24 protein-coding genes are annotated in these 23,785 nt (G+C 45.2%); 15 read left to right on the top strand and 9 right to left on the bottom strand.

What is annotated here, in order from left to right:
* The first annotated feature begins 59 nt into the window (after positions 1 to 59).
* The 4 genes from L6I86_RS24630 to L6I86_RS24615 all read left to right on the top strand — a co-directional run bounded on the left by L6I86_RS24630 (position 60) and on the right by L6I86_RS24615 (position 5,288).
* The gene (locus tag L6I86_RS24630) at positions 60 to 1,487 is read left to right on the top strand and encodes an ABC transporter substrate-binding protein (RefSeq protein WP_236291055.1); all 1,428 of its coding nucleotides are present in this window, start codon (positions 60 to 62) and stop codon (positions 1,485 to 1,487) included.
* Positions 1,488 to 1,571: 84 nt separating this feature from the next.
* Entirely contained in the window at positions 1,572 to 2,483 is a 912-nt protein-coding gene (locus L6I86_RS24625; protein WP_236291054.1) for a carbohydrate ABC transporter permease, read from the top strand.
* Complete coding sequence (locus tag L6I86_RS24620; protein ID WP_236291053.1) at positions 2,480 to 3,361, top strand: carbohydrate ABC transporter permease; 882 nt, start codon at positions 2,480 to 2,482, stop codon at positions 3,359 to 3,361. Before L6I86_RS24625 ends, L6I86_RS24620 begins: the two co-directional genes overlap by 4 nt.
* Before the next feature lie 154 nt (positions 3,362 to 3,515).
* Positions 3,516 to 5,288, top strand: a complete 1,773-nt coding sequence (locus tag L6I86_RS24615) for a cache domain-containing sensor histidine kinase (RefSeq protein WP_236291052.1) — start codon at positions 3,516 to 3,518, stop codon at positions 5,286 to 5,288.
* Positions 5,289 to 5,336: 48 nt separating this feature from the next.
* On the opposite strand, the gene L6I86_RS24610 is transcribed toward L6I86_RS24615, so the two are convergent.
* The gene (locus L6I86_RS24610) at positions 5,337 to 6,203 is read right to left on the bottom strand and encodes a helix-turn-helix domain-containing protein (protein ID WP_236291051.1); all 867 of its coding nucleotides are present in this window, start codon (positions 6,201 to 6,203) and stop codon (positions 5,337 to 5,339) included.
* 130 nt (positions 6,204 to 6,333) lie between these two features.
* Between L6I86_RS24610 and L6I86_RS24605 the strand changes: the two genes are divergently transcribed.
* Positions 6,334 to 7,836 (top strand): L-fucose/L-arabinose isomerase family protein, encoded by a 1,503-nt coding sequence (locus tag L6I86_RS24605; protein ID WP_236291050.1) that lies wholly within the window; start codon positions 6,334 to 6,336, stop codon positions 7,834 to 7,836.
* 263 nt (positions 7,837 to 8,099) lie between these two features.
* On the opposite strand, the gene L6I86_RS24600 is transcribed toward L6I86_RS24605, so the two are convergent.
* Positions 8,100 to 8,294 (bottom strand): hypothetical protein, encoded by a 195-nt coding sequence (locus L6I86_RS24600; protein ID WP_236291049.1) that lies wholly within the window; start codon positions 8,292 to 8,294, stop codon positions 8,100 to 8,102.
* Between the two features lie 208 nt (positions 8,295 to 8,502).
* Between L6I86_RS24600 and L6I86_RS24595 the strand changes: the two genes are divergently transcribed.
* The 3 genes from L6I86_RS24595 to L6I86_RS24585 all read left to right on the top strand — a co-directional run bounded on the left by L6I86_RS24595 (position 8,503) and on the right by L6I86_RS24585 (position 10,763).
* Positions 8,503 to 9,504: an LLM class flavin-dependent oxidoreductase gene (locus L6I86_RS24595; protein ID WP_236291048.1), complete on the top strand. Its 1,002-nt coding sequence runs from the start codon at positions 8,503 to 8,505 to the stop codon at positions 9,502 to 9,504.
* Positions 9,505 to 9,885: 381 nt separating this feature from the next.
* Positions 9,886 to 10,101, top strand: a complete 216-nt coding sequence (locus tag L6I86_RS24590; protein ID WP_171635149.1) for a hypothetical protein — start codon at positions 9,886 to 9,888, stop codon at positions 10,099 to 10,101.
* 188 nt (positions 10,102 to 10,289) lie between these two features.
* Positions 10,290 to 10,763 (top strand): GlcG/HbpS family heme-binding protein, encoded by a 474-nt coding sequence (locus tag L6I86_RS24585; RefSeq protein ID WP_236291047.1) that lies wholly within the window; start codon positions 10,290 to 10,292, stop codon positions 10,761 to 10,763.
* Positions 10,764 to 10,849: 86 nt separating this feature from the next.
* On the opposite strand, the gene L6I86_RS24580 is transcribed toward L6I86_RS24585, so the two are convergent.
* The 4 genes from L6I86_RS24580 to kduI are packed head-to-tail and all read right to left on the bottom strand — an operon-like array spanning position 10,850 to position 14,113.
* Positions 10,850 to 11,683: a sugar phosphate isomerase/epimerase family protein gene (locus L6I86_RS24580; protein ID WP_236291046.1), complete on the bottom strand. Its 834-nt coding sequence runs from the start codon at positions 11,681 to 11,683 to the stop codon at positions 10,850 to 10,852.
* Positions 11,684 to 12,436 (bottom strand): 2-dehydro-3-deoxy-D-gluconate 5-dehydrogenase KduD, encoded by a 753-nt coding sequence (gene kduD, locus L6I86_RS24575; protein WP_276574892.1) that lies wholly within the window; start codon positions 12,434 to 12,436, stop codon positions 11,684 to 11,686.
* Between the two features lie 53 nt (positions 12,437 to 12,489).
* On the bottom strand, positions 12,490 to 13,245 hold the full coding sequence (locus L6I86_RS24570; RefSeq protein ID WP_236291045.1) for a DeoR/GlpR family DNA-binding transcription regulator: 756 nt from the start codon (positions 13,243 to 13,245) through the stop codon (positions 12,490 to 12,492).
* Between the two features lie 34 nt (positions 13,246 to 13,279).
* Positions 13,280 to 14,113: a 5-dehydro-4-deoxy-D-glucuronate isomerase gene (gene kduI, locus L6I86_RS24565; RefSeq protein ID WP_056609867.1), complete on the bottom strand. Its 834-nt coding sequence runs from the start codon at positions 14,111 to 14,113 to the stop codon at positions 13,280 to 13,282.
* 205 nt (positions 14,114 to 14,318) lie between these two features.
* Between kduI and L6I86_RS24560 the strand changes: the two genes are divergently transcribed.
* The 6 genes from L6I86_RS24560 to L6I86_RS24535 all read left to right on the top strand — a co-directional run bounded on the left by L6I86_RS24560 (position 14,319) and on the right by L6I86_RS24535 (position 20,233).
* The gene (locus L6I86_RS24560; RefSeq protein WP_236291044.1) at positions 14,319 to 14,483 is read left to right on the top strand and encodes a hypothetical protein; all 165 of its coding nucleotides are present in this window, start codon (positions 14,319 to 14,321) and stop codon (positions 14,481 to 14,483) included.
* Positions 14,484 to 14,576: 93 nt separating this feature from the next.
* Positions 14,577 to 15,488, top strand: a complete 912-nt coding sequence (locus tag L6I86_RS24555; RefSeq protein WP_236291043.1) for an AraC family transcriptional regulator — start codon at positions 14,577 to 14,579, stop codon at positions 15,486 to 15,488.
* 107 nt (positions 15,489 to 15,595) lie between these two features.
* Positions 15,596 to 17,101: an alpha-glucosidase/alpha-galactosidase gene (gene melA, locus L6I86_RS24550; RefSeq protein WP_236291042.1), complete on the top strand. Its 1,506-nt coding sequence runs from the start codon at positions 15,596 to 15,598 to the stop codon at positions 17,099 to 17,101.
* 133 nt (positions 17,102 to 17,234) lie between these two features.
* Positions 17,235 to 17,552, top strand: a complete 318-nt coding sequence (locus L6I86_RS24545; protein ID WP_057314467.1) for a cupin domain-containing protein — start codon at positions 17,235 to 17,237, stop codon at positions 17,550 to 17,552.
* A gap of 76 nt (positions 17,553 to 17,628) precedes the next feature.
* Entirely contained in the window at positions 17,629 to 19,482 is a 1,854-nt protein-coding gene (locus L6I86_RS24540) for a sensor histidine kinase (protein ID WP_236291041.1), read from the top strand.
* On the top strand, positions 19,475 to 20,233 hold the full coding sequence (locus L6I86_RS24535) for a response regulator transcription factor (RefSeq protein WP_236291040.1): 759 nt from the start codon (positions 19,475 to 19,477) through the stop codon (positions 20,231 to 20,233). Before L6I86_RS24540 ends, L6I86_RS24535 begins: the two co-directional genes overlap by 8 nt.
* Positions 20,234 to 20,290: 57 nt before the next feature.
* On the opposite strand, the gene L6I86_RS24530 is transcribed toward L6I86_RS24535, so the two are convergent.
* Genes L6I86_RS24530 through L6I86_RS24520 form a run of 3 tightly spaced genes read right to left on the bottom strand, consistent with a single transcriptional unit; the run spans position 20,291 to position 23,187 of the window.
* A complete protein-coding gene (locus L6I86_RS24530) occupies positions 20,291 to 21,346 on the bottom strand; it encodes a TRAP transporter substrate-binding protein (RefSeq protein WP_236291039.1) in 1,056 nt (351 codons plus the stop codon).
* Between the two features lie 45 nt (positions 21,347 to 21,391).
* A complete protein-coding gene (locus L6I86_RS24525; RefSeq protein ID WP_236291038.1) occupies positions 21,392 to 22,684 on the bottom strand; it encodes a TRAP transporter large permease in 1,293 nt (430 codons plus the stop codon).
* Positions 22,684 to 23,187, bottom strand: coding sequence for a TRAP transporter small permease (locus tag L6I86_RS24520; protein WP_236291037.1), 504 nt, complete (start codon positions 23,185 to 23,187; stop codon positions 22,684 to 22,686). Before L6I86_RS24520 ends, L6I86_RS24525 begins: the two co-directional genes overlap by 1 nt.
* 219 nt (positions 23,188 to 23,406) lie before the next feature.
* Here L6I86_RS24520 and L6I86_RS24515 point away from each other — a divergent pair, with 219 nt between their 5' ends.
* Entirely contained in the window at positions 23,407 to 23,733 is a 327-nt protein-coding gene (locus L6I86_RS24515; RefSeq protein WP_236291036.1) for an L-rhamnose mutarotase, read from the top strand.
* Positions 23,734 to 23,785 lie beyond the last annotated feature (52 nt).

The raw sequence follows: 23,785 nt of genomic DNA, 5'->3' as shown, positions 1-23,785 counted from the left end.
CCCTTATAATCAAAAATGTAGCAACTACAAGTGAATGTGATTCGAAAGGGGAACCAAACATGAGAGCAAAGAAAGCGTCTACAATGAGTGTGATTGCGTTAACGGTATTGATAGCGGGGTGCAGTTCAAGCAACGGAACATCAAGTACCACAAGTCCAGCTCCAGCGGCAAAAGAGTCCACACCAGCTGCTGCAACGGCAGCACCTGCTGCGAAGAAAGTAACGATTACAGCTCAAAGCTTTAAAGCCGATCAAAAAGAGAAGAATGATCAGTTAGATCAGCGTATTGCTCGATTTAAAACGAAATTCCCGAATGCGGATTTCAAAAAAGACGACTGGCAATACAATCCGCTTGAAATCGGGATCAAAATGGCTTCGAACAGCGCGCCAACGGAGTATACGACGTATGCAACAGAAGGCAAAGTGCTTGTCGATAAGAAATGGGTCGCTGACATTACCGATTCCATGAGTTCATGGGCGCATGCCAAAGATATGAATGATCTGCTTTCCAAACCTTTTGTTGTAAATGGGAAAACATACGGTGTACCGATTGATGGTTACGTCATGACGATCACGTTGAATAAAAAGCTGTTCAAAGAGAAAGGCGTAGACCTTCCGCCAATGGATTGGACATGGGATGATCTGCTAGCCGCAGCGAGAAAAATCAATGATCCAGCGAAAGGGATTGCAGGCTTTATTCCTATGGGTAAAGGGCCGGAAGCGGGCTGGAACTGGACGAATTTCCTGTATGCTGCGGGTGGCGATGTACAGAAGCTAGATAATGGTAAAGTAGTCGGCGTGTTCAATTCGGATGCTGGTTTGCAAGCGCTTGAATTCTACAAGAAACTGAAGGATGAGAATCTGATACCACAGAACTGGGCACTTGGTTATGGCGATGCTTTGAATGCATTTGCTCAAGGGCGTGGCGCAATGGTTATGTGTGGCAGTGGTAACGCAGCGGATACGGCGATCAACGAAGGCGGAATTAGTAAGGATGATCTCGTAGTGTATCCTATGCCTTCGTTTACGAAAGGCGGCAAACATACGGGAGTACTTGGCGGTAACTATCGCGTTATTAATCCGAAGAGTGATAAAGACCAACAAGAAATGGCATTCAAATGGATTACAGATGAGTACTTCACTGACGATTTCTTGAACTCGACGAAGAAAGAAATCGAAGATCGTAAAGGGAAGAACCGCGTGTACATTCCACAACCGATCAACTACTGGAAAGATTCCTCTGATTTCGGTAAAAAGTATACAGATCTCTTAACGAAGTACGATAACGTATTCAAATACGATCCACAATTGCTTGCTCTATGGGATGGTAAGCCAGAAGCGCAATACGAAGCTCAAAAATACTATACAGAAATGGCGAATGTCATTCAAAAAGTATTTACAACGAAAGATGTGGACTTGAAAAAAGCACTGTCTGAAGCCGCGACCAAAGTACAAACGGAAACGTTTGACAAAGTGAAGGTCGAATAGGTAAGCCTAACTGACTTCTACCTGCTGCCGCTTATTCTGGAGTGGCTGTAGGTAGAGGTTTTCTCACTATAAGGAGTGTTTAGGATGGATGCAGAGCTGAGTTCACAACCAATCGTAGCAAGCCGGGTATCGAAAAAGAAAATGAACTGGTATTTATGGGGGACGCTGTTTATTTTACCGGAAGTCGTTTTATTCATTCTCTTTCTATGGGTGCCTATTTTTAAAGGGATTTTCTATAGCTTCTATAACGTTGATTTCGTAGATGGCAATCATTTCACTGGCTTAGCAAATTATGTGAGTATTCTGAAGGATGATCTACTTTGGATTTCAATTAAGAATACATTGATCTATATGGCTTTGGGTATTATTCTGGGCTTCTGGATCCCGCCGTTAGTGGCAATCGCGGTTTCGGAGCTTCGTCGGTTTCAAGGGGCAGCGCGTATCATCAGCTATTTACCTAGTGCAGTGCCCGCCATTGTTTTGTACGGCATGTGGATGTGGTTTTTTGATGCTGTAGGACCGATTAACAGTTTGTTGCAGAAAATAGGCATAGACCAAGTTTCGTTTTTTAGTCCGAAATTGGCGATGTCTTCGATTGTTGTTCTAGAAACATGGCAAAGTTTTGGTGCAGCTACGTTAATCTATATTGCGGCGATCGTCGGGATCCCGAAGGATTTGTACGAAGCCGCTGAAATTGATGGCGCCAGTGTATGGCAGCGTGTTCGCTATATCATTTTGCCTAGCATCAAAACCTTAATGGGATTATTGCTGGTTCTCCAACTGATCACGACCTCTCAAGGCTTCCAAGCACAACTATCGATGACGGATGGCGGTCCGAATAATGCAACGCTGACGTACTTGTTATGGCTTAACCACACGGCGTTCCGTGATTTGGAATTCGGTAAAGCGAGTGCCATGGGCAGCTTGATGTTCTTTGTGCTCATAGGAATGACCATCCTTTACAACGTCATGCAGCGTAGGAGTGAGAAAGCATGAAGCAAGGCGAACGAGGATTAATTTCTCAGCATGATTTCAAAAAAGGATCCGTCAAATTCGGTTACACCCTCATGGTGCTGCTCATCGTGGCGATTGCGGTTACGACGATCTATCCGTTTCTGAATACGTTTTTTGGCTCGCTGAAAACGCGGGAAGAGTTTTTCACGTTTCCTCCTACCTTTTTCCCGAAACACTGGATTTGGAAAAATTATGACGATGCGTTTAACAGCTTCGACCTGCCATTGCTGACTTTTTTGAAAAATACCATATTCATTTATATGGGGAATGTCGTGTGCTCGTTGTTATTTATCGGGCTAGCCGCATATGCGTTATCTCATTTGAAAGTCCCGTTCAAGCGATGGGTAACACTTTTCTTTTTCTCTACCCTGTTGATTCCGCCAGCAACGTACATCGTACCTAACTTTTTGAATTTGAAAAGCTTAGGGATGATCAATACCTATTGGGCCTTCTGGTTGCCCGCGGCGGCAAATGCTTATTTCATGCTGCTGCTCAAAAATTTCTTCGATGGCATTCACAAGGAAGTGCTGGAAGCTGCGCGTATCGATGGGGCAAGTGAATTCAAATCCTTCATTCGGATTGCAATTCCGCTGTCAATGCCAATCATTGGCACGCTGCTCATGCTGTCGTTCTCGACGACGTGGAATGATTTCTACTGGCCGAGCATTGTGATGACGGATAAAAGCATGTACCCGCTGGCCACAGGTATTTATCGTTATGTGGTGTATTCCAACTCGGTCATTCCATGGAGTGTACGTTTTGCAGTGTTGACCATGGCGATGCTGCCGCCGGTACTGTTCTTCTTGATTTTCCAGAAGTTTATGATTCGTGGCTTATCAGTATCCAGCGTGAAAGGATAAGGAGAAGCGTCCTTCAGAATGCGAATTCTGGAGGCGTTTTCTTTTGCGTTTAAAGGAGTTTCTTTCCGGCATAGCGAACGTACTGATAGCCTAACCAACAGCGGTGCTGCTCCTGGCAGCTTGACGGAAAGTTTTTGAAAGGGTGGTAAGAGGGATGCGTAAAATGCTGCAAAATATGAAGCTGATGAAAAAGTTGATCCTGCTGCTTATCGTCTTCGTGGTGATTCCAACGCTCATGTTGGATTTGGTTGTTGCCAAGAAGTTGGAATCCATTACGGAGGAACAAGTAGGGACAGCTCTGCTCCAATTAGTCCGGGGAAGTCATTTGACACTCGACCGCGAAAGCAGCGATTTTGAAGAAAAAACGGAAAAAATTATGATTTCGCAAGAAATCCAACAATTAGTGAGCGTCCCATCATCCTCTGAATATGAGCGTTTTGAAATTTTCAAAGCGTTAGATAAATATTTGAACAATTATTCAACCAATGCGGTGAGATATTCTTTGTTTTTCTCAGATAAGGATAAGTTGTATTCGTTTGTCCCTAATTCAGACCTATTGAATAATGGGGTGTTTTATTCGACAGATATGACGGATCTTTCGTGGTATAAAGCGGTCAGCAATGCGAAAGGGAAGGGCATTATTCGCGTTATTGATAAATTCGGTTATAACCCGAACAACACGCAAACGGTAGCCTATTTGAGGCAACTAAACAGTATTTATAACGGCGAAACGGTTATCGGCTACTTGGTTGTTTCCGGCATTGAAACGCCGTTACAGTTGGATTTCGTCCCTTTTGATAAGTATAAAGATGCCCAAATACTGCTGCTAGATTCCGATAATACGGTCTTGGCGACGAATACCGAAGCCTTCGGGATTGGCTCGAAGATTGGCGTGCCCGAAGGCAAGGAAGAAGGGGTTTATAAGCAGATCGAGAACGGCAATGAGATTATGTCGGTCATACATACGAGTGAATTTACGGGGACGAAGCTGCTGATGCGCGTTCCAGTCCAGTCAATCATTATCGATCATATCAGTGTTCAACGCTTGGTCGATTGGATTATGTTGATTTATTTCTTTATTTTGATTTTGGCGAGTATGTATTTCATTCAATCGATTTTGAAGCCTATTTCTCGATTGGCTCGAATCACGAATTCATATCATCCAGGAAAAGCTTTGGGCATTACCATGCATGCGGAGAGCAAAAATGAGATCGTGCTGCTGAGCAATCATTTCATCCGAATGACCAATCGATTGAATCAGACGATTTATGATCAATATGAGCTTGAATTAAAGCATAAGGAAGTTGAATTGTCGATATTACATACACAAATCAATCCACATCTGCTCTATAACACGTTGGAGTCTGTCTACTGGCATACTTTAATGGAAGGCGCGGCGGAATCGGCGGAAATGATTAAGGATTTGTCGCTCATTATGCGAATTGGCCTAAGTAAGGGTAAGCTGCTCATTCCGGTGATGGAAGAAATCAATCATGCGGAGGCGTATGTGCGGCTCCAGCTGTTCCGCTATGAGTATGCATTCAAGGCGTATTGGGAAATCGAAGAGGAGGCTAAACGGTTTCTAATGCCAAAGGTGCTCTTGCAGCCGATTATTGAGAATGCCATCCTCCACGGAATCAAGAATATGAGCCATGATGGGGAGCTTTGGATCAAGGTGAAGCATACGGAAGGTAAACTGATAATTAGTGTGGAGGACAATGGTTATCGCCCTGCTGATATCGGAATGTTGAATGCCATTTTGCAGGGGAAAGAGAGTAGTAAAGGATTCGGTATTATTAATGTGCAAAAGCGGATTCAGCTGCATTTCGGGGAAGGCTATGGCCTGCAGTACGCGTTGCGGGAGGATCAGGGGGTACGGGCGTGGATTGAGATTCCAGCTGTGTTGGATGAGACGGATTTGAAATAGGAGCAGGGGAGCTGCAAATTGCAAGTACACCCCTTACATCCCACTCTATCAGCGAGGCCGCTGCCATTTCTTGCGATAGACCAGCGGCGTGTCACCGGTACGGTCTTTGAACAGATTGATAAAGTGGCTGACGTTATCGATGCCAATCGTGGTTGCTATTTCAGATACAGGCATATCTGAGTATTTCAAGCGTTCCTTGGCATGTGTCATTCGAATGCTAATCAAGTATTCATGAGGCGAGAAACCTGTATACTGCTTAAACCGTTTGGCCATATGGTATTTGCTAACGGCATGTTCACGAGCAAGCTCGTCTAGAGAAATGGATTCCCAGAATCTGGATTCCAGGGTTTGGCAAATAGCATCGATGTAATCAGGCTTGTCCGATTCGGATAAGCCTATTTGCTGCGCAGAGAGGACGATCTCTGTCAGCAGCTCAACAAGCAATTTCGATGTGAGGAACTCTGTTGATGCGTTTCGTTGTTGTTGGATCTGCAATGTTTGACGTAGTAGCTTGGATACGTGGGACTCGTTGCTTTGCTGCAAAACTGGCTCGTGTGAGGCTGCATAATGCTCGTAATAGGCTGAAGACGCACTCCCGTGAAAATGTACCCATAGAAGCTCGAGTGGTTCCTGGGGATGGGTTGCGTAGTGATGGTAGCTATCACAATGGATGAAAAATAACTGATGAGCTCCTAAAGAATAGCTGTTATCCCGATATCTCAACTGTCCTCTACCACGCAAAATGTATGCAATCAAATAGGAATTAAGACCTTCACGTTCTGTGAAATAGCCTGGAAGCGTATGGAAATGACCTATCTCTTGTACATAATACAGGTTTGTTTTGGCAAACGGGGAAGGGCTGGCGATGAAACGAATCGAGTCTTCCGACCATGCGGTAGTGAAATTTTCTTTCATGAGAGAGGCGCCTCCGAGGCTGTCGCAAGATTCTATTATTATTTACCAAGATTATTGGATGTCATCTTGATTGTAAGCCATTACAATAAGTTTATAAAGCTATTATTTATGGACGAATGGAGATGTTTCGATGTCAATTTACCCAGCAATTAAGGCAAGTCTCAAGCCTCGAATTGGTTTATATTCTGTTGGACTCCGAGCATATTGGGAGCAGTTTCCTGGTTTAAAAGAACGATTAGAAGAATATGGACGCTTTATTGAACACCAAATGGCCGCATGGGCTGACGTGTATTACTATGGGCTCGTTGATACGGAAGGGGAAGGGCGGAAGGCAGGCGATTGGCTGAATGAGCGACAAGTGGATCTTGTTTTCTGCCATGCAGCAACCTACTCCACAAGTTCTACGGTGTTACCGGTGCATCAAATTTGTAAAGCTCCTGTTGTCTTCCTCAATTTACAGCCAACAGCGAGACTTAATTATGAGCAGTCAACGACAGGGGAATGGTTGGCGCATTGTGGAGCTTGTCCTGTGCCAGAGTTCGCCAATGTGTTCAATCGAGCGGGTATCCCATTCCGAGTTGTGAATGGCATGCTGGGGCTCGACTATACGCCAGCCATCTCATTGACGAATGAAGTGACGCATGAGCGCCGTGAAGCGGTGCGTGCGTGGAGAGAAATTGAAGAGTGGGTAAGATCGGCAGGAGTACCTAGGACCTTGCAGCATAGCCGCTTCGGTTTCTTAGGCAATACCTATAGCGGGATGCTCGATATGTATAGTGATTTTACGATGATTTCTGCGCAGACAGGTCTGCATGTGGAAGTGCTTGAAATGTGTGATCTGGACCGCATGCTGCGAGAAGTGACGGCACAGGATGTGAAACGGAAGCTGGGTGAACTGCATGACATGTTCCAGATCAGCGGCGACTCCCCTTCGGATCCGATTGCGAAGAAGCCAACGGAGGAGCAGTTGGAGTGGTCTTGTCGGGTAGCTGCCGCGCAAGAGAAGCTTGTGCGGGCCTATGATTTAGACGCCTTGTCGTACTATTACCACGGTGCGCCAAGTGGTGAATACGAGAAGCTGCAAGGCGGCTTCATTGTCGGTCACTCGCTGCTTACAGCGCGCGGCATTCCTTGCTCAGGCGAAGGAGACCTGAAGACGGCTGTCGCAATGAAAATCAGCGATATTCTCGGCGTCGGCGGCTCCTTCTCAGAAATCGTCGTCGTGGATTATATCGACGAGACAATTCTGCTTGGCCATGACGGGCCGTTCCACATCGCGATTTCCGAAGGAAAGCCGGTTTTGCGCGGCATGGGGTTGTATCACGGCAAGCAGGGCACTGGCGTGTCCGTCGAAGCGAAGGTGAAGACAGGCGCGATCACGACGCTGAACGTGACACAGACTGGCGATGGTAAGCTGAAGCTGATCTCGAGCGAAGGCGAGTCGACGAATGGGCCAATTATGAAGATCGGCAACACGCAGACGCCTGTGAAGTTCCGTGAGCACCCGGATGCGTACATGTCTCGATGGTTTGCAGAAGCGCCGACGCATCACTGCGCGATGTCCATTGGGCACAATGCATCCCAATTTCAGAAAGTCGCAGAGTTGATGAAGTTGAAGCATGTGGTTCTGTAGCTGCTATTGCAACATGAGCGCGGAGTTAGTCGATGAAACCGACTAACTCCCACTCAAAAGAGGCAAAGTGACTGTAGTTAGTCGATGAAACCGACTCCCCACCACCAAAGAAAAAAACGCAACAGTCCGAAAAGGACAGTTGCGTTTTTTTTGTATCCACGTACTTATCGCCGTAACTTTACTACGACATTCCTTCTCATTTCAACCAGATGACAGTGTATGCTCAAATTAATTCGTATATCCACATTCGTGGAAGTGCCTGATTAATTTTGCGGAAAGGAAGATAGATCTTCGGATGAATCAGAAATTCCTGTCACATCAATGTAATGATCGATTGAATCAAGAACCTGACTTAACGGAGATTGAGTAAATATAATGCGATCCGCGTGAATAGCGTTATAGGTGCTATCATCTTTGTTAATTTTGAATCCTCTATAATTCTCGTAAATAGTTTTCATGGCAATCTCTCCTTCGCTAGGATGTATATAATAAAATACCATCTTATGGATAAGTTTGGTAGAGGTGTAAAATAAGAGATTCTGTCACTTTATGAATGTTCATGTGAATTTCACATTAAAATCGTGAACTGGAGAAGATAATAGGTGGATATACGTTTTTTGCTATTCTGTTCTTTTTTATGTTACAGTTATGTGGAGGTGATTTCAAGTGTTAAAATTAAGTATTTTGGATCAATCGCAAATTGGAGAAGGTCGTAATGCCGCGCAGACGTTGGCCGAGACGACTGAACTTGCACAAGAAGCTGATCGAATTGGCTACAGCCGATTCTGGGTGTCGGAGCATCATGCTTCACAAGCCTTGGCGCATTCAAGTCCAGAGGTTCTAATTGCACATTTGGCAGCCAAAACAGAGCGCATCCGACTAGGCTCTGGAGGCATCATGATGCCGCATTATAGTGCATATAAAGTTGCTGAAAACTTCCGCTTGTTAGAGGCTCTCCACCCGGGGCGTATTGATGTTGGGCTAGGTCGTGCACCAGGCGGTATGCCGATATCCACGCGTGCGCTGCAAGAGGGCAAATATACAGGTGTTGACCAATACCCGCAGCAAATCGCTGATTTGACGGGTTATTTATATGATTCACTTCCGGCGGGGCATAGGTTCGCCGCGCTGCATGCATCACCAATTATCCCGACGGCTCCCGAGATTTGGCTGCTCGGATCTTCCTACGACAGCGCAAGAATTGCTGCTGATCAAGGGGCGGCTTTCGGTTTCGCGCAATTTTTTGGAAACGCGGACTGTGAGCAGGCGCTGCGAATTTATCGCGAGCATTTCACACCGTCAATCCTGAATGAGAAGCCTCACTCCCTAGCAGCAGTGTTGGTCATCTGTGCAGATACAGAAGAAGAAGCAAATCAACTGGCGCTAAGCACAGATTTGTTCTTCTTGTCTTTAGGCCGCGGAATGCTGCTTCCCTCATTTCCTTCCGTGAATACGGCCCTCAATTACCCGTATACGGAGAATGACTATGCCATGATTCGTAATGGTCGTCACAGACGAATTGTTGGTACTCCGAAGCAAGTGAAGGAAGAGATCTTGAAGTTGAATGAAGCTTATCAAGCAGATGAAATCATGGTCGTCTCGCCGATTCATAACATCGAAGCGCGATTGCATTCGTATCGCTTGCTGGCGAAGGCTTTCGATTTGTAGAGTTTTGGGCGCCAACGCTCCCCTTGTCAAGCGGCGCTTCACCTGTAAACAAAACGCTTCTAATCCAAACTGCACTCCGTTTGTCTAAAAGGCAATCCCGCCATTCGCCTCGGCATTAACTGGAAAATGTACAGTTAATTTCACTGAATTTGCACGAAAATGGGAAAATAACTGGATTTCATGCAGCTAATTTCTGCGATTTGGTTTGATTTCAGCCAATTGATGAAGATTAGCTGTACATTTTCCAGTTAGACGCTCCAATCAGTGATCTGGTGTGAAATTAGCTACATCTTTTCCATTTATTTTGCAGAGGTTGAAAACCACATTTGCGTTTTTTGGCGACTGCCATTACACTTAAACAAAAAACGGTGGAGTGGTGGCATGAGCAAGAATCGCGTATGGAACAAGGGAAAACGGAATGGTGGAGGCGGGCCTGCACCTGGAACAAGCTACAAAGAGAAGCTTGCAGCAGAGCAACCTTTTAAAGCGGAAGTGATTGATCTTTCGAATCCGATTAATCAAGTGAAGCGCATGAGCCGTGAGAACTGGGTAGAACGTCCGACCCGACCAGCTCGCGCGCAACAGCCGAATAAGTAACTGACAGGACAAAGCCTATCTAATCTCCATTCATGGAGATGGTGAGGGCTTTTTTTTATGCCAAAATTCCCGTTAGCTAGTCACTCATGCGACTTTTTTCGCCTAAAACCTCATATAAATGGAAAAAGTGCCGAAGGTGAGATGGTTACGTACCAATCGGATAGGTTCGAATAAGGAGGCTATGCATCATGAGAACCGTCTTGAAGCTAGAAATCGAGGAAGCGAAGGTGATGATTGCTGCTGGTATTCAAGCTGCGGAGGAGGCTCAGGCGGCAGAAACGATTTGTATTGTTGACGAAGGCGGTTATTTGTTGGCATTAGAGCGAATGAACGGTGCACGCAATACGAGCCCTGAGTTGGCAATGGCGAAAGCTTTTACGGCAAGTGGGCATAGACGTTCTACGCACTTGTTTAATCAGCCTGGCGGGCCAGCGACGATCCATGGGGAAGCGTTTGGCATTCATGCCATGATGCCGGGGAAGTTTGCGATTTTCGTAGGTGGATTTCCTATCGTGGTTAACGGTCAAGTTATTGGCGGGGTTGGCGTGAGCGGAGGGGCTGGCGAGGAGGATATTGCCGTTGGAGTGGCGACCTTGAAGGCGCTACAGCAGCACTTAGGCGATCAATTCGAAGTCCTTACCGATGCGGATATTAAAAAGTGAGAAGAGGCGAGGCCTCGGCCTAAGTAACTTTTGTAAAGAGAAACCCCCCGACACCTCTCCAGGGAGAGGTGTCGGGGGGTAATTCACTATAGCAGGCTTCTCACGTACGAGAACGTCTCTTCAATCGTATGATCTTGGAGCCGCTCTAACGAAATGTCGACTCCAGGCTTATGCGAGTGAAGCTTTGCCAAGAAGGAGGCTGTCTCGAATATTCCTTTACCGGACTCAATTTCATTCTTTCGACCATTGTTCACAACATAATCTTTCAAATGAGTCAGCACAATTCGGCTGCCAAAAGTTGCGAAGGCATGATCCAAGAAAGCTTCTTGGTCCCGTGGCTCAACCACAGTCGGCGGAATTAAATTAACCGGGTCGAAAACAACACCTAATGTGCTGGAAGGCACTTCGGCTAAGATTTGCGCCATTTTCTCAGTGCTAGACAAAGTATGTGTGACAACCGGCTCTAATCCGATGTGAACACCCCAACGCTCGGCCTCTTCTGCTAATTCCTCAACCGTTTGCTTCAGGATGGACCATCCTTTGGCCTCGTAGCCATTAGCGTCCTCCGCAAGATACGTTGTTAGATCACCTGTTTCAGTAGCCACAATGGATGTTCCGAAATCACGGGCGTATCGCAAATGCTCTTTGAATCTATCGATCTCATAACGACGCTGTTGCGGATCGGGATGTATGGGATTGATGTAGCATCCGAGCACGCCAATCCGCACGCCTGCGCGATGAAATTGCTCGCCAATATGATTGGCGAGAGCTGGGCTTAATTTCCCTAGACTTAAATCATAATCGCTAATCGCTTTACTGAGTGCTAATTGAACGAAGTCAATCCCTCGTCCGCTTAACTTTGCGGTCAATTCCTTCAAGGGCAGATGGCCGACGGTATGAGCGAGTGTCCCGATTCCCATCTATCTGGCCATCCATCCGCCGTCCACGCAAAGCACGTGTCCGTTCATATAATCGGAAGCACCCGAAGACAAGAATACAACAGGACCTTTCAAATCTTCAGGTGAACCCCAACGACCTGCTGGAATACGCTCTGTGATAGAAGCTGTACGTTTCTCATCCTTGAGAATTGGAGCTGTGTTATTCGTCGTCATATAGCCAGGAGCAATGGCATTAATTTGAATGCCTTTGCCAGCCCACTCGTTCGCTAATGCTTTCGTCACACCTGCAATCGCATGCTTACTTGCTGTGTACCCTGGCACGTTAATTCCGCCTTGATATGTCAGCATGGAAGCAATATTCACGATTTTACCGCTGCCGCGCTCGATCATATGACGACCAATCAGCTGGCAAAGGAAGAATGCCGAGTTCAAGTTCAGGTCAATCACATCGTGCCAATCTTGACGCGCATGGTCAACGGCTGGAGTACGACGGATAATACCCGCGTTATTTACTAGGATATCGATGCTGCCGTAAATGCCAATCGCTCTAGCAACGACATCCTCAAGGATATCTTCATTGCTTAGATCTGCAGCGATAAGCTCGGCTTTGCCACCTAATGCGCGGATTGCTTCAACAGTTTGAACGCTTTCAGAAGAGGAAACCGCGATGACGTTCGCGCCTGCTTCTGCAAGTCCGATCGCCATAGCTTGGCCTAGACCGCCTGAAGCACCAGTAACGAATGCTGTTTTTCCCGATAGATTAAAAAGTGTCATAATGTACTCCTTTTCCCAAAAAGAAATGATAGATTTCAACTTGCAACTTGCGCTTAACGTGTTTCAATCTGGATGCCTGTTTCGCGGAACTGCTGAGCTGTTTCTTCTGACAACCCGCTATCGGTTAGAATCATAGCCACCTCAGAAAGGGATGCGAAAGTTCGCAACGCACATTGCCCGAATTTGAAATGATCGATAACCCCATAGACGGTTGCGCTGGAGCTGATTAATGCGCGTTTGTACTCGACAAGATCATTCGTATAAATCGTAAAGCCATGCTGCAGGTGCACCCCAGTGGCAGAAATAAACGATTTCTGAATGTTGAGGCCGCGTACATAGTCTACGGCTTCGGGGCCGGCAAGCATGTTGCGTAGACGATAGCCACCTGGCACGACAAGCCGAATTTCATCCTTGTGGACAAGTTCAGAAATAATGTAAAGATCGTTAGTTACAACGGTAAGCGGCTGATTATCCAGCCGCCTAGCAATTTCAAGCGTTGTCGAGCCGCCATCCAGTGCGATAATATCGCGAGGTTGGATGTATCGGAGTGCGAGAGAGGCAATCTCCGATTTCTTGTCCGCATGCTTAATATTCGGTTCTTTCGCAGAGAGAATGCCTAACTGATCACTTTGAGCTAGCATAGCACCGCCATGAATGCGGATAAGCAGCCCCTTTTCTTCCAGCTTGGCTAAATCTTCGCGAATGGTTTTTCCTGTTACTTGTAGACGTTCACTCAGCTCATTCACAGTGACTTCTTTCTGGGCGAGTAAAACTTCCATGATCGTTTCATATCTACGTAATGGATTCATCGGGATTCATCCGTTCTTCTAATGGGTGTACCGATTATTTCAAATCTTGCATAGCAACTGCGTCCATATCGTTGAACATTTGATTTTCGCCAGCCATACCCCAAATGAATGTATAGTTGTTCGTGCCAACACCGCTGTGGATGGACCAGCTTGGTGAGATGACAGCTTGCTCATTGCGCATAACAACGTGACGAGTTTGTTGCGGCTCACCCATCATGTGGAAGACAACTGCATCTTCTGGCATGTCAAAATAGAAATAAACCTCGGAACGACGGTTGTGCGTATGAGTCGGCATTGTATTCCACATGTTGCCTGGCTTCAATAATGTCATACCCATAACAAGCTGACAGCTTTGAATACCGTCCAAGTGGATGTATTTATAAATCGTACGCTCATTGGAAGTATTGATGCTGCCTAGGTGAGCAGGCGTCGCTTCGCTAATCGCTACTTTCACAGTCGGGTACGTTGTGTGAGCTGGTGTGGAGTTGAAGTAGAATTTCGCTGGGTTCGCTGCATCATCGCTTGCGAAGGAAATTTCTTTGGAGCCAAGACCGATGTAAATGCAGTCTTTGGAATCCATTGTGTACGCTGTGCCATCGACAGTGATTGTCCCTCTAGCACCAACGTTGATAATACCGATTTCGCGGCGCTCTAAGAAGTAGTCAGCAGCCATTTCTTTCGTGTCAGCTTCTAATTTAAGCGTTTCAGTTGTAGGCAGAACACCACCGATAATAAAACGATCAACGTGGGAGTAAACTAATGTCACTTGGTTTTCTGTAAATAAGGATTGAATTTGAAATTCGGCTTGTAAACGTTCAGTATCAAATTGTTTAACTTCATTCGGGTGTGATGCATAGCGGATATCCATGGATTAATCTCTCCTTGAGTTGGTTTATTTGTGTTGATATACGTTCATATAGGTTTAATTTACTTCATATCAATCATTTAGGCAAGGAGATCTTGCGTGCGATTTGTGGAAATTAGGGAAGTTGTGAATAAAGTGAGCGGAAAGTGTACAAAACAAGCAAACGGGCACAGTTATTAGGAAGTTAATAAGGAGGAGGCATACATCGATGGACAAAAGTCACTATTTCGACCACGTTTGCAATGATACAATTCCGACACTGCCAGAAGAAGAAGATACAACTCCGACAGATATGTTAAGTGATGCAGTTGCAGAAATTATGGATAATATAAGTCATCCATTTTCGAATGATGATTACACAGATCGAGACTAAAGGATGTAGAAGAATCCCTTCCATTGGAAGGGATTTTCTTTTTGAAGGCAGGGGAGTACAATGACCATATGAACGGATAGAGAGGAGCGACCAATGCCACAATCGACAAGATTATTTCCTACTTTGTTGCCGGATTACCCCTGTCATCCACAGGTGGTTGCTTATTATTTTAAACAATGGCAAGGCTTCCATATGCCCTTTCACCGACATGATGCGACTGAGATCATGTATACCATACAAGGCTTTTGTGAGATTGAGATACAGCTTTCCCCAACACGAACTGAACGAGTCAGATTGAAAAAAGGGGAGTTCATTCTTCTCAATGCCAATATCGCCCATCGACTTATTGTTGAAGATGATGAGCCATGCCGGATGCTCAATGTGGAATTTCGCTTTACACAGCATCAGGGTGTGATGCCCTCTTTACAACATCTTGCCGCGGAAGAGAAACAACTCAACTCTTTATTAGAAGTTAAGACCGCTTATTTAGTGCTGCGTGATCCAGATGAAGTATATCATGTGATGAAAAGTTTGGTGCTTGAGCTAGATAAGCCGGCTGACAAGAGCGAGTCCATGATTCAACTGTTGTTTGCGCAACTGCTGATCCGAATCGCCCGTTTACGGCGTGAATCCGCAAGCAGTAGTTTGGTACAAAGCGAATGGTATGTGAAGAAAAGCATGGATTATATGCATCAAAATTACGATCGCGAGATTCAAGTGAAAGAAATAGCAGGGGCTGTGAATTTACATCCAGGCTATTTACAGCGCATTTTCAAAGCGGTGACAGGACAAACCTTAATGGCGTACTTAACGGAAATTAGAATGGAAAAAGCACAAATGCTGCTGCTTGAAACGGACATTCCGATTGCGGATATTTCTGATTATATCGGAGTGGGCAGCCGTCAGTATTTTCATCTGTTATTCAAGGCGCACACGAATTTAACGCCGACAGATTATCGCAAATCGATGAACACGCACAAACATATGTATCCAGAAGGAAGTTAGGATTTTTGACAATTGAGAAGTGAAGTAGTTAGAAATTTGATAACGTTTTCTCTCTTTGGCTTGGTACAATGTGAAGCATAGACGAAGTGATAGAGAGGGCGATATATATGGCATTTAAGGTAACATTCATTGGCGCGGGCAGTATTGGTTTCACACGTGGACTATTACGAGATTTACTAGCTGTACCCGAATTTCAACATATTCAAGTGGCTTTTACAGATATTAATCCACACAATTTAGAGATGGTGACAGAGTTATGCCAACGTGATATTCATGAGAATGGCTTATCGATTCAGATTCAAGCGACGACAGATCGCAGGGAAGCGTTAGAAGGCGCCAAATACGTACTTTGTACAATTCGTGTAGGCGGTTTAGAGGCTTTTGCAACGGATGTGGACATTCCATTGAAATATGGTGTGGATCAATGCGTAGGAGATACATTATGTGCGGGCGGTATCATGTACGGTCAACGTGGCATTTCTGAAATGCTCCGCATATGCCAAGATATTCGCGAAGTCGCTGCGCCGGATGTTACCTTATTGAATTACGCGAACCCGATGGCTATGTTGACTTGGGCATGTAATAAGTATGGCGGCGTTCGTACGATTGGCCTTTGTCACGGTGTACAGCATGGCCATCATCAAATCGCAGATGTTTACGGGTTGGATAAGAAAGACGTTGACATTATATGCGCAGGCATTAATCATCAAACATGGTATATCCAAGCTTCCCATGAGGGGAAGGATTTGACAGCAGGCTTATTAGAAGCATTTGAAAATCATGCCGAGTATGCACGAACAGAGAAAGTTCGCATTGATATGCTGCGCCGCTTTGGCTACTATAGCACGGAGTCCAATGGACATTTGAGTGAATATGTTCCTTGGTATCGGAAACGGGCAAGTGAAATTGGGGATTGGATTGATATGGGGTCTTGGATTAATGGTGAAACGGGCGGATACTTACGCGTGTGCACAGAGGGACGACGTTGGTTTGAGACGGATTTCCCGAACTGGATGAAGGATCCCGCATTCGTCTATGCGAGCGAGAAACGAAGTGAAGAGCATGGCTCTTACATTATTGAAGGTCTAGAAACAGGCCGCGTTTATCGTGGGCATTTCAACTTGGTCAATAAAGGTGTGATCTCGAATTTACCGGATGATGCGATTATTGAAGCACCAGGCTATGTCGATCGCAACGGCATCTCGATGCCGCATGTCGGTGAGCTGCCATTGGGCCCAGCGGCGGTATGTAATGTCAGTATCTCCGTTCAGCGCTTAGCTGTAGAAGCAGCAGTTCATGGAGACGATAAGCTGCTGCGTCAAGCGTTTATGATGGATCCTCTCGTTGGAGCTGTTTGCAATCCGAAGGAAATTTGGCAAATGGTAGACGAAATGTTAGTCGCACAAGAGGCATGGCTGCCGCAATATGGTCCGGCAATTGCTGAAGCCAAACAGCGTCTTGCAGCAGGGAACCTCATTCCGACGCGTGACTATGAAGGGGCTGCTCGTGTGAAGGTGAAAACGGTCTCTGAGATGCAGCAGGATCGTGAGGCCGCCAACAAAAACGCAGGGGAAGCTGATAAAGGGAAGGATCGCGCGACGACAACTGCGTGAGGTTCGTTTGATTTCAAGTATGTTCATTTGGGTGCTTTTCGGGTATAATTAGTGAGTAAGTGAAGGGCCGCTTGCGGTCCTTCTTTTTTTATTTCAAAGCTGGAAGCGTTTTATAACGAAAGGGGAAAGTCAGATGTCTAATATTGGGGTATGGGAAGCTGCAGAACCAGGCGTGACTCGTTGTATTTTGAAAGCAGAGGTAGGTTTAATGATGATGGAGGTTCACTTCGAACCTGGGGCGATTGGCTATCAGCATAGTCATGTTCACGAACAAATGTCGTATTGCTTGAAAGGCAAAATCGAATTCACAATCGATGGTGTTGTTACGGTTATTGAACAAGGCCAAACGATTTATATACCAAGTGGAGCTAAACATGGTGTTACCGCACTGGAAGATTCAGCGCTCTTAGATGTATTTACGCCAATTCGCGAAGATTTGGTGAAAAGATAACCAGTTGCTCCCGCAACTGGTTTTACTTTGAGTACGATAATTGAATGCGTTTACATATGTTAAATGGAGGCAGACTATGCGAAAAAGGGGACGTAAAGCGTGGAATTGGTTTCACCGCAGCTTATTTTTACGTGATCGTCCACTGACTGTTAAATTGCTCGTATATTCAGCCATGCTAGTTGTGATTCCGCTATGTGTTGTTGGATTCATTTCCTATCAGAAATCGTCAGAGGTGCTTAGGGAAGAAGCGAATCTAAGTAATGAACAAATTATTGAGCAGGTTAAGCTCCATATCGAGTACTACATACGCGATTTCGAAATTGACTCGATCCGCATGCAAAACCATCCAGCCATGCAGCAATTCCTACGGATGACGAGTGAGCAAGAAGTGAAGGAATCCGGCATCCGCGAACCCTTGCTGCAATTATTTCACGATACCGCGTACTCTCGATCGGATATTTCACGCATCCTGCTAGTTATGGAGGATAAAGCGGTTCTGGATACAAGCTACAACAAAAACGTAACACCAGCCATTGAATTAATTCAAGAACCGTGGTTTTCAAGTGTTCCTAACAATAGTGATATTCGGCTTATTATTCGTCCGCCCTCACCACGCTATGAGCTCGAATATGTGCCTGTGCTCTCCATTGTGAAGAGGCTAGTGAGTCCGAATACATTGGAACCGGTTGCAACCTTGATCATGGAAGTGAATTTCAAACGTATTCAAGAAATTGCTGATCGCGTAACGATTGGACGCACGGGATATCTCTCGATCATCGACTCTGCGGGTCACTATATATTTTCCCCAGCCAATGAGGAGATTGGTCAGTTGTCTGAGCTTGAGCAATTACCGATTATTCTCACGCAAGATAGCGGCTCTTACCAAGCATCAACAGGAGATAAACCGTTCTATACGTGGAGTAAATCGTCCTATCTGAATTGGCGATTAGTCACAATGATTCCGGAATCCGAATTGACGCATGGAACGCAGTATATTAGGCAAACCATTTGGTGGACTGTTGTTTTTACACTGCTTATCGCCTATTTAATCGGCATTGGTTTCGCGACAAGCATTGTTCGACCGATACGATCGCTTCAATTTTTTATGAAGAGAGTAAAAGCAGGGGATTTCCACTCTCGCGTAGACATTGAGTCCAAAGATGAGATCGGTCAGTTGACGAATGATTTTAATAAGATGGTTGAGAAGCTACAAGTGCTTTTAGATGAAATTTACTATTCAGAGCTGCGCGAGAAAGATCTACAGCTTCGCCAGAAAGAGACGGAACTGAAAGTGCTGCAATCCCAAGTGAACCCGCACTTTTTGATGAATGCGTTAGAAACGGTCCGAGGTATGGCATTGGAAAAGGATATGACGGATATTTCTGTATTGGTTGCTTCATTGGCTCGACTGCTTCGCTACAATTTGAATCATGCAGGCGCAACGATTTCCGTGCAACAAGAAGTTCATATCTGTGACATGTATTTGCGGATTCAGCAATATAGGTTCCAAGAGAGACTCACGTATTCGTTTCAGATTCCTTCATGGGCAGAGACACAGATGATAGCCAAGTTTGCTCTCCAGCCATTAGTTGAGAATTGTGTCATTCATGGCTTAGAGACGAGTGCGATGCCCGTGCATATTGATATTTCCGCAAAACGTTATGATGAGAAGCATTTTGTAATAGAAATAAAAGATACTGGAACCGGAATACCTGTTGATAGATTGAGGTCCTTACAGCTCGATTTGCGTCAAAAGGATATGGTGACTGCTGTCTCACAGATTGGCATAGTCAATGTACATCGGCGAATTTCGTACTTATTTGAGGAGGATTCTGGCCTTGAACTGGAAAGTAGCGTTGGTGCTGGAACCACAGTTAGGATTAAGCTGCCACTGAAGCTACATGGAGAGGGAGGGGCTAGTCGTGTATAAAATCATACTAGTGGATGATGAGAAATGGGTCCGTGTTGTGTTGCGGAAAGCTGTTGAGCAGACCAAGCTGCCTGTAGTTATTATGCAGGAATGTGGAAATGGGTTAGAGGCACTTGACGCGCTTCAGCATCATCAAGCAGATCTCGTGATATCTGATATTAAGATGCCCGTTATGGATGGAATTGGATTAGCGGAGCAACTGGCACTTAAATCAGTGAATGTCATTTTAGTCAGTGGGTATGATGATTTTCAACTAGCCCAGAAAGCCATTCGGCATGGCGTGAAGGATTTTTTGTTAAAGCCTGTTGAAACGGAAGCCATGGCAGATTGTTTGCGCAGATGGATTCAAGAACGTGAGTCGCGGGAAGAGGCCTTACGTACTGATATTTCCGTAATAAATTCAGATGAACTATCCGCTATTGCACGCGTTCAGCAATTCGTTATGGCGAATGTGCATAAAGAAATTTCGTTGACTGATGCAGCGACACTGGTACATCTCAATCCAAGTTATTTGAGCCAGCTTTTTAAGCAGCAAACCGGAGGCAAGTTCGTTGATTTCGTCATTGAAATGCGAATGGATGAGGCGAAGCGATTGCTTGTAAAAACATCCCTGCGTGTTTCGGAAATTGCGGAAAGACTTGGATATGCGGATATTTCTTACTTCAGTACTACGTTTAAGAAGATCACCACGTACTCCCCGCTAGAATATCGTAAAAGTGGCGGAATGCCAAAAGAAAAAGGACACATGTGAGGCGCCTTTCACCTCCATGTATCCTTTTTTTTAATTCAGGCTTACTATTTTACTATTTTACTTTCTCGCTTTTTCAATCGCTTCCAGAGTTTCTTTATATTCACTCCGATATTTTTCGATAACAGGCTTCACAGCATCTTGCCAAGGCTTAAGGTCGGAAACATCTGTAATCGTGACGCCAGCTGCCTTTACTTTAGCTTCGGAATCCTTCTCGAATTTATCCCATTCGGCTTTTTGCGTTTTGACGGACTCCTGAGCGGCTTTCTTAATCAAATCCTTATCTTCGTTTGAAAGTTTATCCCAAGCTACTTTGGAAATCAGCAAAACTTCAGGTACACGTTGATGTTGGTCTAGAATGAGATTTTTGGCTTGTTGGAAATGGTTGGAAGAGAAATAGCTTGGATAGTTGTTCTCTGCGGCATCAATGATTCCGGTCTGTAAAGCATTGAAGACATCACCGTAGGGCATAGGTGTTGCATTTGCGCCAAGTGCAGCCATGAGATCGATATTGACTTTATTTTGAATGACACGTATTTTGAGTCCCTTAAGATCGGCTAAAGTTTTAATCGGTTTCTTCGAGTAGAAATGTCGCGCACCAGAGCTATAGTAGGCGAGTCCCTTCATACGGGAGGTCTCCAGGCTATCCAGAAGCTTCGTCCCTTGCTCACTCTCTAGAAACTTCCATTGATGAGCGTCATTGTCGAAAATATAAGGCAAGCTGAACACTTCATATTGCTTGTTGAATCCGCCTAGAGCACCTGTGCTGACGCGGGTAAATTCGATGGCGCCGAGCTGGACTTGCTCGATAACTGCTTTCTCTTCACCTAACTGGGAAGCGGGGAATACATCGATTTTGATGCGACCATCTGACGCTTGATTGACTAGCTCGGCGAATTTCTTATCGCCAATTGTTGTCGGGTAATCAGCCGGGTGCGTTTCAGCTAAACGGAAATTTAATTTAGGTCCATCACTTTTTTTCGTTGCTGAAGCGGGTGTAGTTGTTCCGGGTGCTGAAGTTGAGCTGTTGGTAGGTGTGCTGCCGCAAGCTGAAAGTAACAAACTTGTACCAATGACTGTACTGAGGATGGAGAAATATTTTCTTTTTATATGCATGTCGATTATCACCCTTTGTCGGAAAGTTAGGTAGATCCATTCAAGCTATTTCATAAGATTAGGCAGCCACATGACGAGACCAGGTATATAGGTGAGGATCATAAGGACGATACACATGACATAGAAGAATGGCATCATCGCCTTCGTGCCTTCAGAAATCGAAATATTCCCTATCGCGGATCCAACAAACAAGACGGTCCCGACAGGCGGGGTTAGTAGTCCAATGCCTAAGTTTAACATCATAATGATGCCGAAGTGAACAGGATCCATGCCAAGAGCAGTCACGACTGGAAGTAAAATTGGTGTCATAATTAAGATCAACGGTGCCATATCCATCGGAGCGCCTAGTACTAACAAAAGGACATTGATAATTAACAAGATGATAATGGGGTTATCTGTTATACCAAGCAGCAAATCAGTTAACATCCCAGGAACCTTAAGAAAAGCAAGTACATAACTAAAGGTAGCGGAAGCTGCAATTAAAAAGAGTACCATGGAAACCGTTCGAAAGGTACGCTTCAGTATAATCCACATACGGCTGATTGGAATATCCCGATAGACGAGAAACGTAAGGATGAAAGCATATAAACAAGCGAGCGCGCCGCTTTCCGTTGCTGTAAACCATCCAGTGAATATGCCGCCCAAAATAATGACCGCAGTCAGAAGTGACAGAAGTCCGTCACGAACGATTTTTGGAATTTCACGTAACGGAACCGTTTCACTCTTGGTATAACCGCGTTTAATCGCAATGATATAGCTTGTAACCATGAGGGATACACAGAGAATGAGACCAGGGACTATGCCTGCGAGGAACAAAGAAGCAATGGAGATGCCGCCGCCTGCTGCAAGGGAATAAAGGACAAGGTTGTGACTCGGTGGAACAACAACGCCTTGAATGGCGGCAGAAACTGTGACGCCTACGGCGTAGTCCGTGTCATATCCTTTCTTTTTCATCATGGGAATCATGACAGAGCCAATAGAAGAAACATCGGCTATCGCGGAGCCTGAGATATTACCGAAAAACATACATGCCACACAGTTCACCATAGCAAGTCCCCCGCGAATCCCCCCAACAAGAACCTGAGCAAGATTGATAAGTCGAAGAGCCATCTGTCCTTCACTCATGATCTGGCCAGCAAGGATGAAGAAGGGGATCGTCAGCAAGGAGTAAGAGTTCATGCCTTGAATCATGGTTTGGCCTACAGTTGCAAGTGGAACTTTTAAGTAAACAAGAGTAAGCAGAGATGAGCCTGCCAACGCTAAGGAGATCGGAAAACGCAGGACGATCAGACCAACGAAGGTGACACATAAGATGAGAATGGCAATGGTCGAGTCCATTAGTGGGTGCCTCCTTCCTTTAAATTGACATGCCGTTTCGTTTCAATCCCAAATAGCTGCAAAAGTGCATAAGCACAAGTCATGACGCCAGTAATCGGCATAATGACATACAACGTACTGTTGGGTAGACCTGTTGCTGGCAGTTCGGATTCGTGCATCATGACAGTGAAATCCCAGCCGTATAGCACGAGATAGATACCAAATGTGAGAATCGTGATTTCAATGAGCTTATCAAGCGCTTTATTTAATGAAGCTGGAAGCTTGTGTGTGAAGGAATCAATGCCAAGATGAAGCTTCTCTCGAAAACCAATCGCGATTCCCATGAATGAAAACCAGACAAGCAGTAACATAGTGACTTCTTCGGACCAGAAAAAAACGAAATTGAATAACTTACGCGTCATGACCTGAGCGGTGACGATGATGATCATACTCAGTAAACCGATAAGAGATGCCGACTCGATAAAGGTATCGATACCAAGAGCTATTTTTCGGAACAATCGCATCGTGAAATGGACCTCCTTTCTCTATTTGTAAGTGCTTCCATTTGCGATGTCTTTAGTATAGCGGTCAGTTTCTTGGGCAGGTACGCCATAGTTTTTAGTTTTTTTTGTAATATTTTTAGAATCGTTGAAAGTGAAGATCAGTATTGACTGGCGATTGACGGCAAAGTAAAGTTGAAATTATGAAATCTACCATATATGAAAAAGGAAGGGTTGAGCCTTATGCAAAATAGCGGTAAATTTGCTTGGACATGGACGATTCGCGAAGAAGTTCTTGAGGAATATGTGGAAATGCACTTGGCTCCTTGGCCAGAGATTATGGAGGAACATAGTAAAGCAGGAATCCGAGATTACTCCATTTTTCAAAATGGTGCACAATTTTTCTATGTATTCTTGTGCGATGATATAGATGCTGCTTTCGCCTATCTGGCTGAGAGTGATGCCTGTAATCGGTGGAATGCCATTACGTCCAAAATGGTTGTAGGCTCCTTCGATTTCCGCGAAGCCGTTCCGATTACGCCGATGCGTGAGGTTTTCTATCTGAAATAAGTTATTTTGGAAGAAGGATGACTAGAGATGATTCTAGCATCCTTTTCTCGTT

It is taken from the genome of Paenibacillus allorhizoplanae (assembly GCF_927798215.1).
GTDB lineage: Bacteria > Bacillota > Bacilli > Paenibacillales > NBRC-103111 > Paenibacillus_E > Paenibacillus_E allorhizoplanae.
This window is presented reverse-complemented; position numbering and strand designations above follow the sequence as displayed.

Bases quoted from the DNA above. Each gene is read 5' to 3' on its own strand.
- L6I86_RS24630 (WP_236291055.1), top strand. From the start codon at position 60: ATGAGAGCAAAGAAAGCGTCTACAATGAGTGTGATTGCGTTAACGGTA.
- L6I86_RS24625 (WP_236291054.1), top strand. From the start codon at position 1,572: ATGGATGCAGAGCTGAGTTCACAACCAATCGTAGCAAGCCGGGTATCG.
- L6I86_RS24620 (WP_236291053.1), top strand. From the start codon at position 2,480: ATGAAGCAAGGCGAACGAGGATTAATTTCTCAGCATGATTTCAAAAAA.
- L6I86_RS24615 (WP_236291052.1), top strand. From the start codon at position 3,516: ATGCGTAAAATGCTGCAAAATATGAAGCTGATGAAAAAGTTGATCCTG.
- L6I86_RS24610 (WP_236291051.1), bottom strand. From the start codon at position 6,203: ATGAAAGAAAATTTCACTACCGCATGGTCGGAAGACTCGATTCGTTTC.
- L6I86_RS24605 (WP_236291050.1), top strand. From the start codon at position 6,334: ATGTCAATTTACCCAGCAATTAAGGCAAGTCTCAAGCCTCGAATTGGT.
- L6I86_RS24600 (WP_236291049.1), bottom strand. From the start codon at position 8,294: ATGAAAACTATTTACGAGAATTATAGAGGATTCAAAATTAACAAAGAT.
- L6I86_RS24590 (WP_171635149.1), top strand. From the start codon at position 9,886: ATGAGCAAGAATCGCGTATGGAACAAGGGAAAACGGAATGGTGGAGGC.
- L6I86_RS24585 (WP_236291047.1), top strand. From the start codon at position 10,290: ATGAGAACCGTCTTGAAGCTAGAAATCGAGGAAGCGAAGGTGATGATT.
- L6I86_RS24580 (WP_236291046.1), bottom strand. From the start codon at position 11,683: ATGGGAATCGGGACACTCGCTCATACCGTCGGCCATCTGCCCTTGAAG.
- kduD (WP_276574892.1), bottom strand. From the start codon at position 12,436: ATGACACTTTTTAATCTATCGGGAAAAACAGCATTCGTTACTGGTGCT.
- L6I86_RS24570 (WP_236291045.1), bottom strand. From the start codon at position 13,245: ATGAATCCATTACGTAGATATGAAACGATCATGGAAGTTTTACTCGCC.
- kduI (WP_056609867.1), bottom strand. From the start codon at position 14,113: ATGGATATCCGCTATGCATCACACCCGAATGAAGTTAAACAATTTGAT.
- L6I86_RS24560 (WP_236291044.1), top strand. From the start codon at position 14,319: ATGGACAAAAGTCACTATTTCGACCACGTTTGCAATGATACAATTCCG.
- L6I86_RS24555 (WP_236291043.1), top strand. From the start codon at position 14,577: ATGCCACAATCGACAAGATTATTTCCTACTTTGTTGCCGGATTACCCC.
- melA (WP_236291042.1), top strand. From the start codon at position 15,596: ATGGCATTTAAGGTAACATTCATTGGCGCGGGCAGTATTGGTTTCACA.
- L6I86_RS24545 (WP_057314467.1), top strand. From the start codon at position 17,235: ATGTCTAATATTGGGGTATGGGAAGCTGCAGAACCAGGCGTGACTCGT.
- L6I86_RS24540 (WP_236291041.1), top strand. From the start codon at position 17,629: ATGCGAAAAAGGGGACGTAAAGCGTGGAATTGGTTTCACCGCAGCTTA.
- L6I86_RS24530 (WP_236291039.1), bottom strand. From the start codon at position 21,346: ATGCATATAAAAAGAAAATATTTCTCCATCCTCAGTACAGTCATTGGT.
- L6I86_RS24525 (WP_236291038.1), bottom strand. From the start codon at position 22,684: ATGGACTCGACCATTGCCATTCTCATCTTATGTGTCACCTTCGTTGGT.
- L6I86_RS24520 (WP_236291037.1), bottom strand. From the start codon at position 23,187: ATGCGATTGTTCCGAAAAATAGCTCTTGGTATCGATACCTTTATCGAG.
- L6I86_RS24515 (WP_236291036.1), top strand. From the start codon at position 23,407: ATGCAAAATAGCGGTAAATTTGCTTGGACATGGACGATTCGCGAAGAA.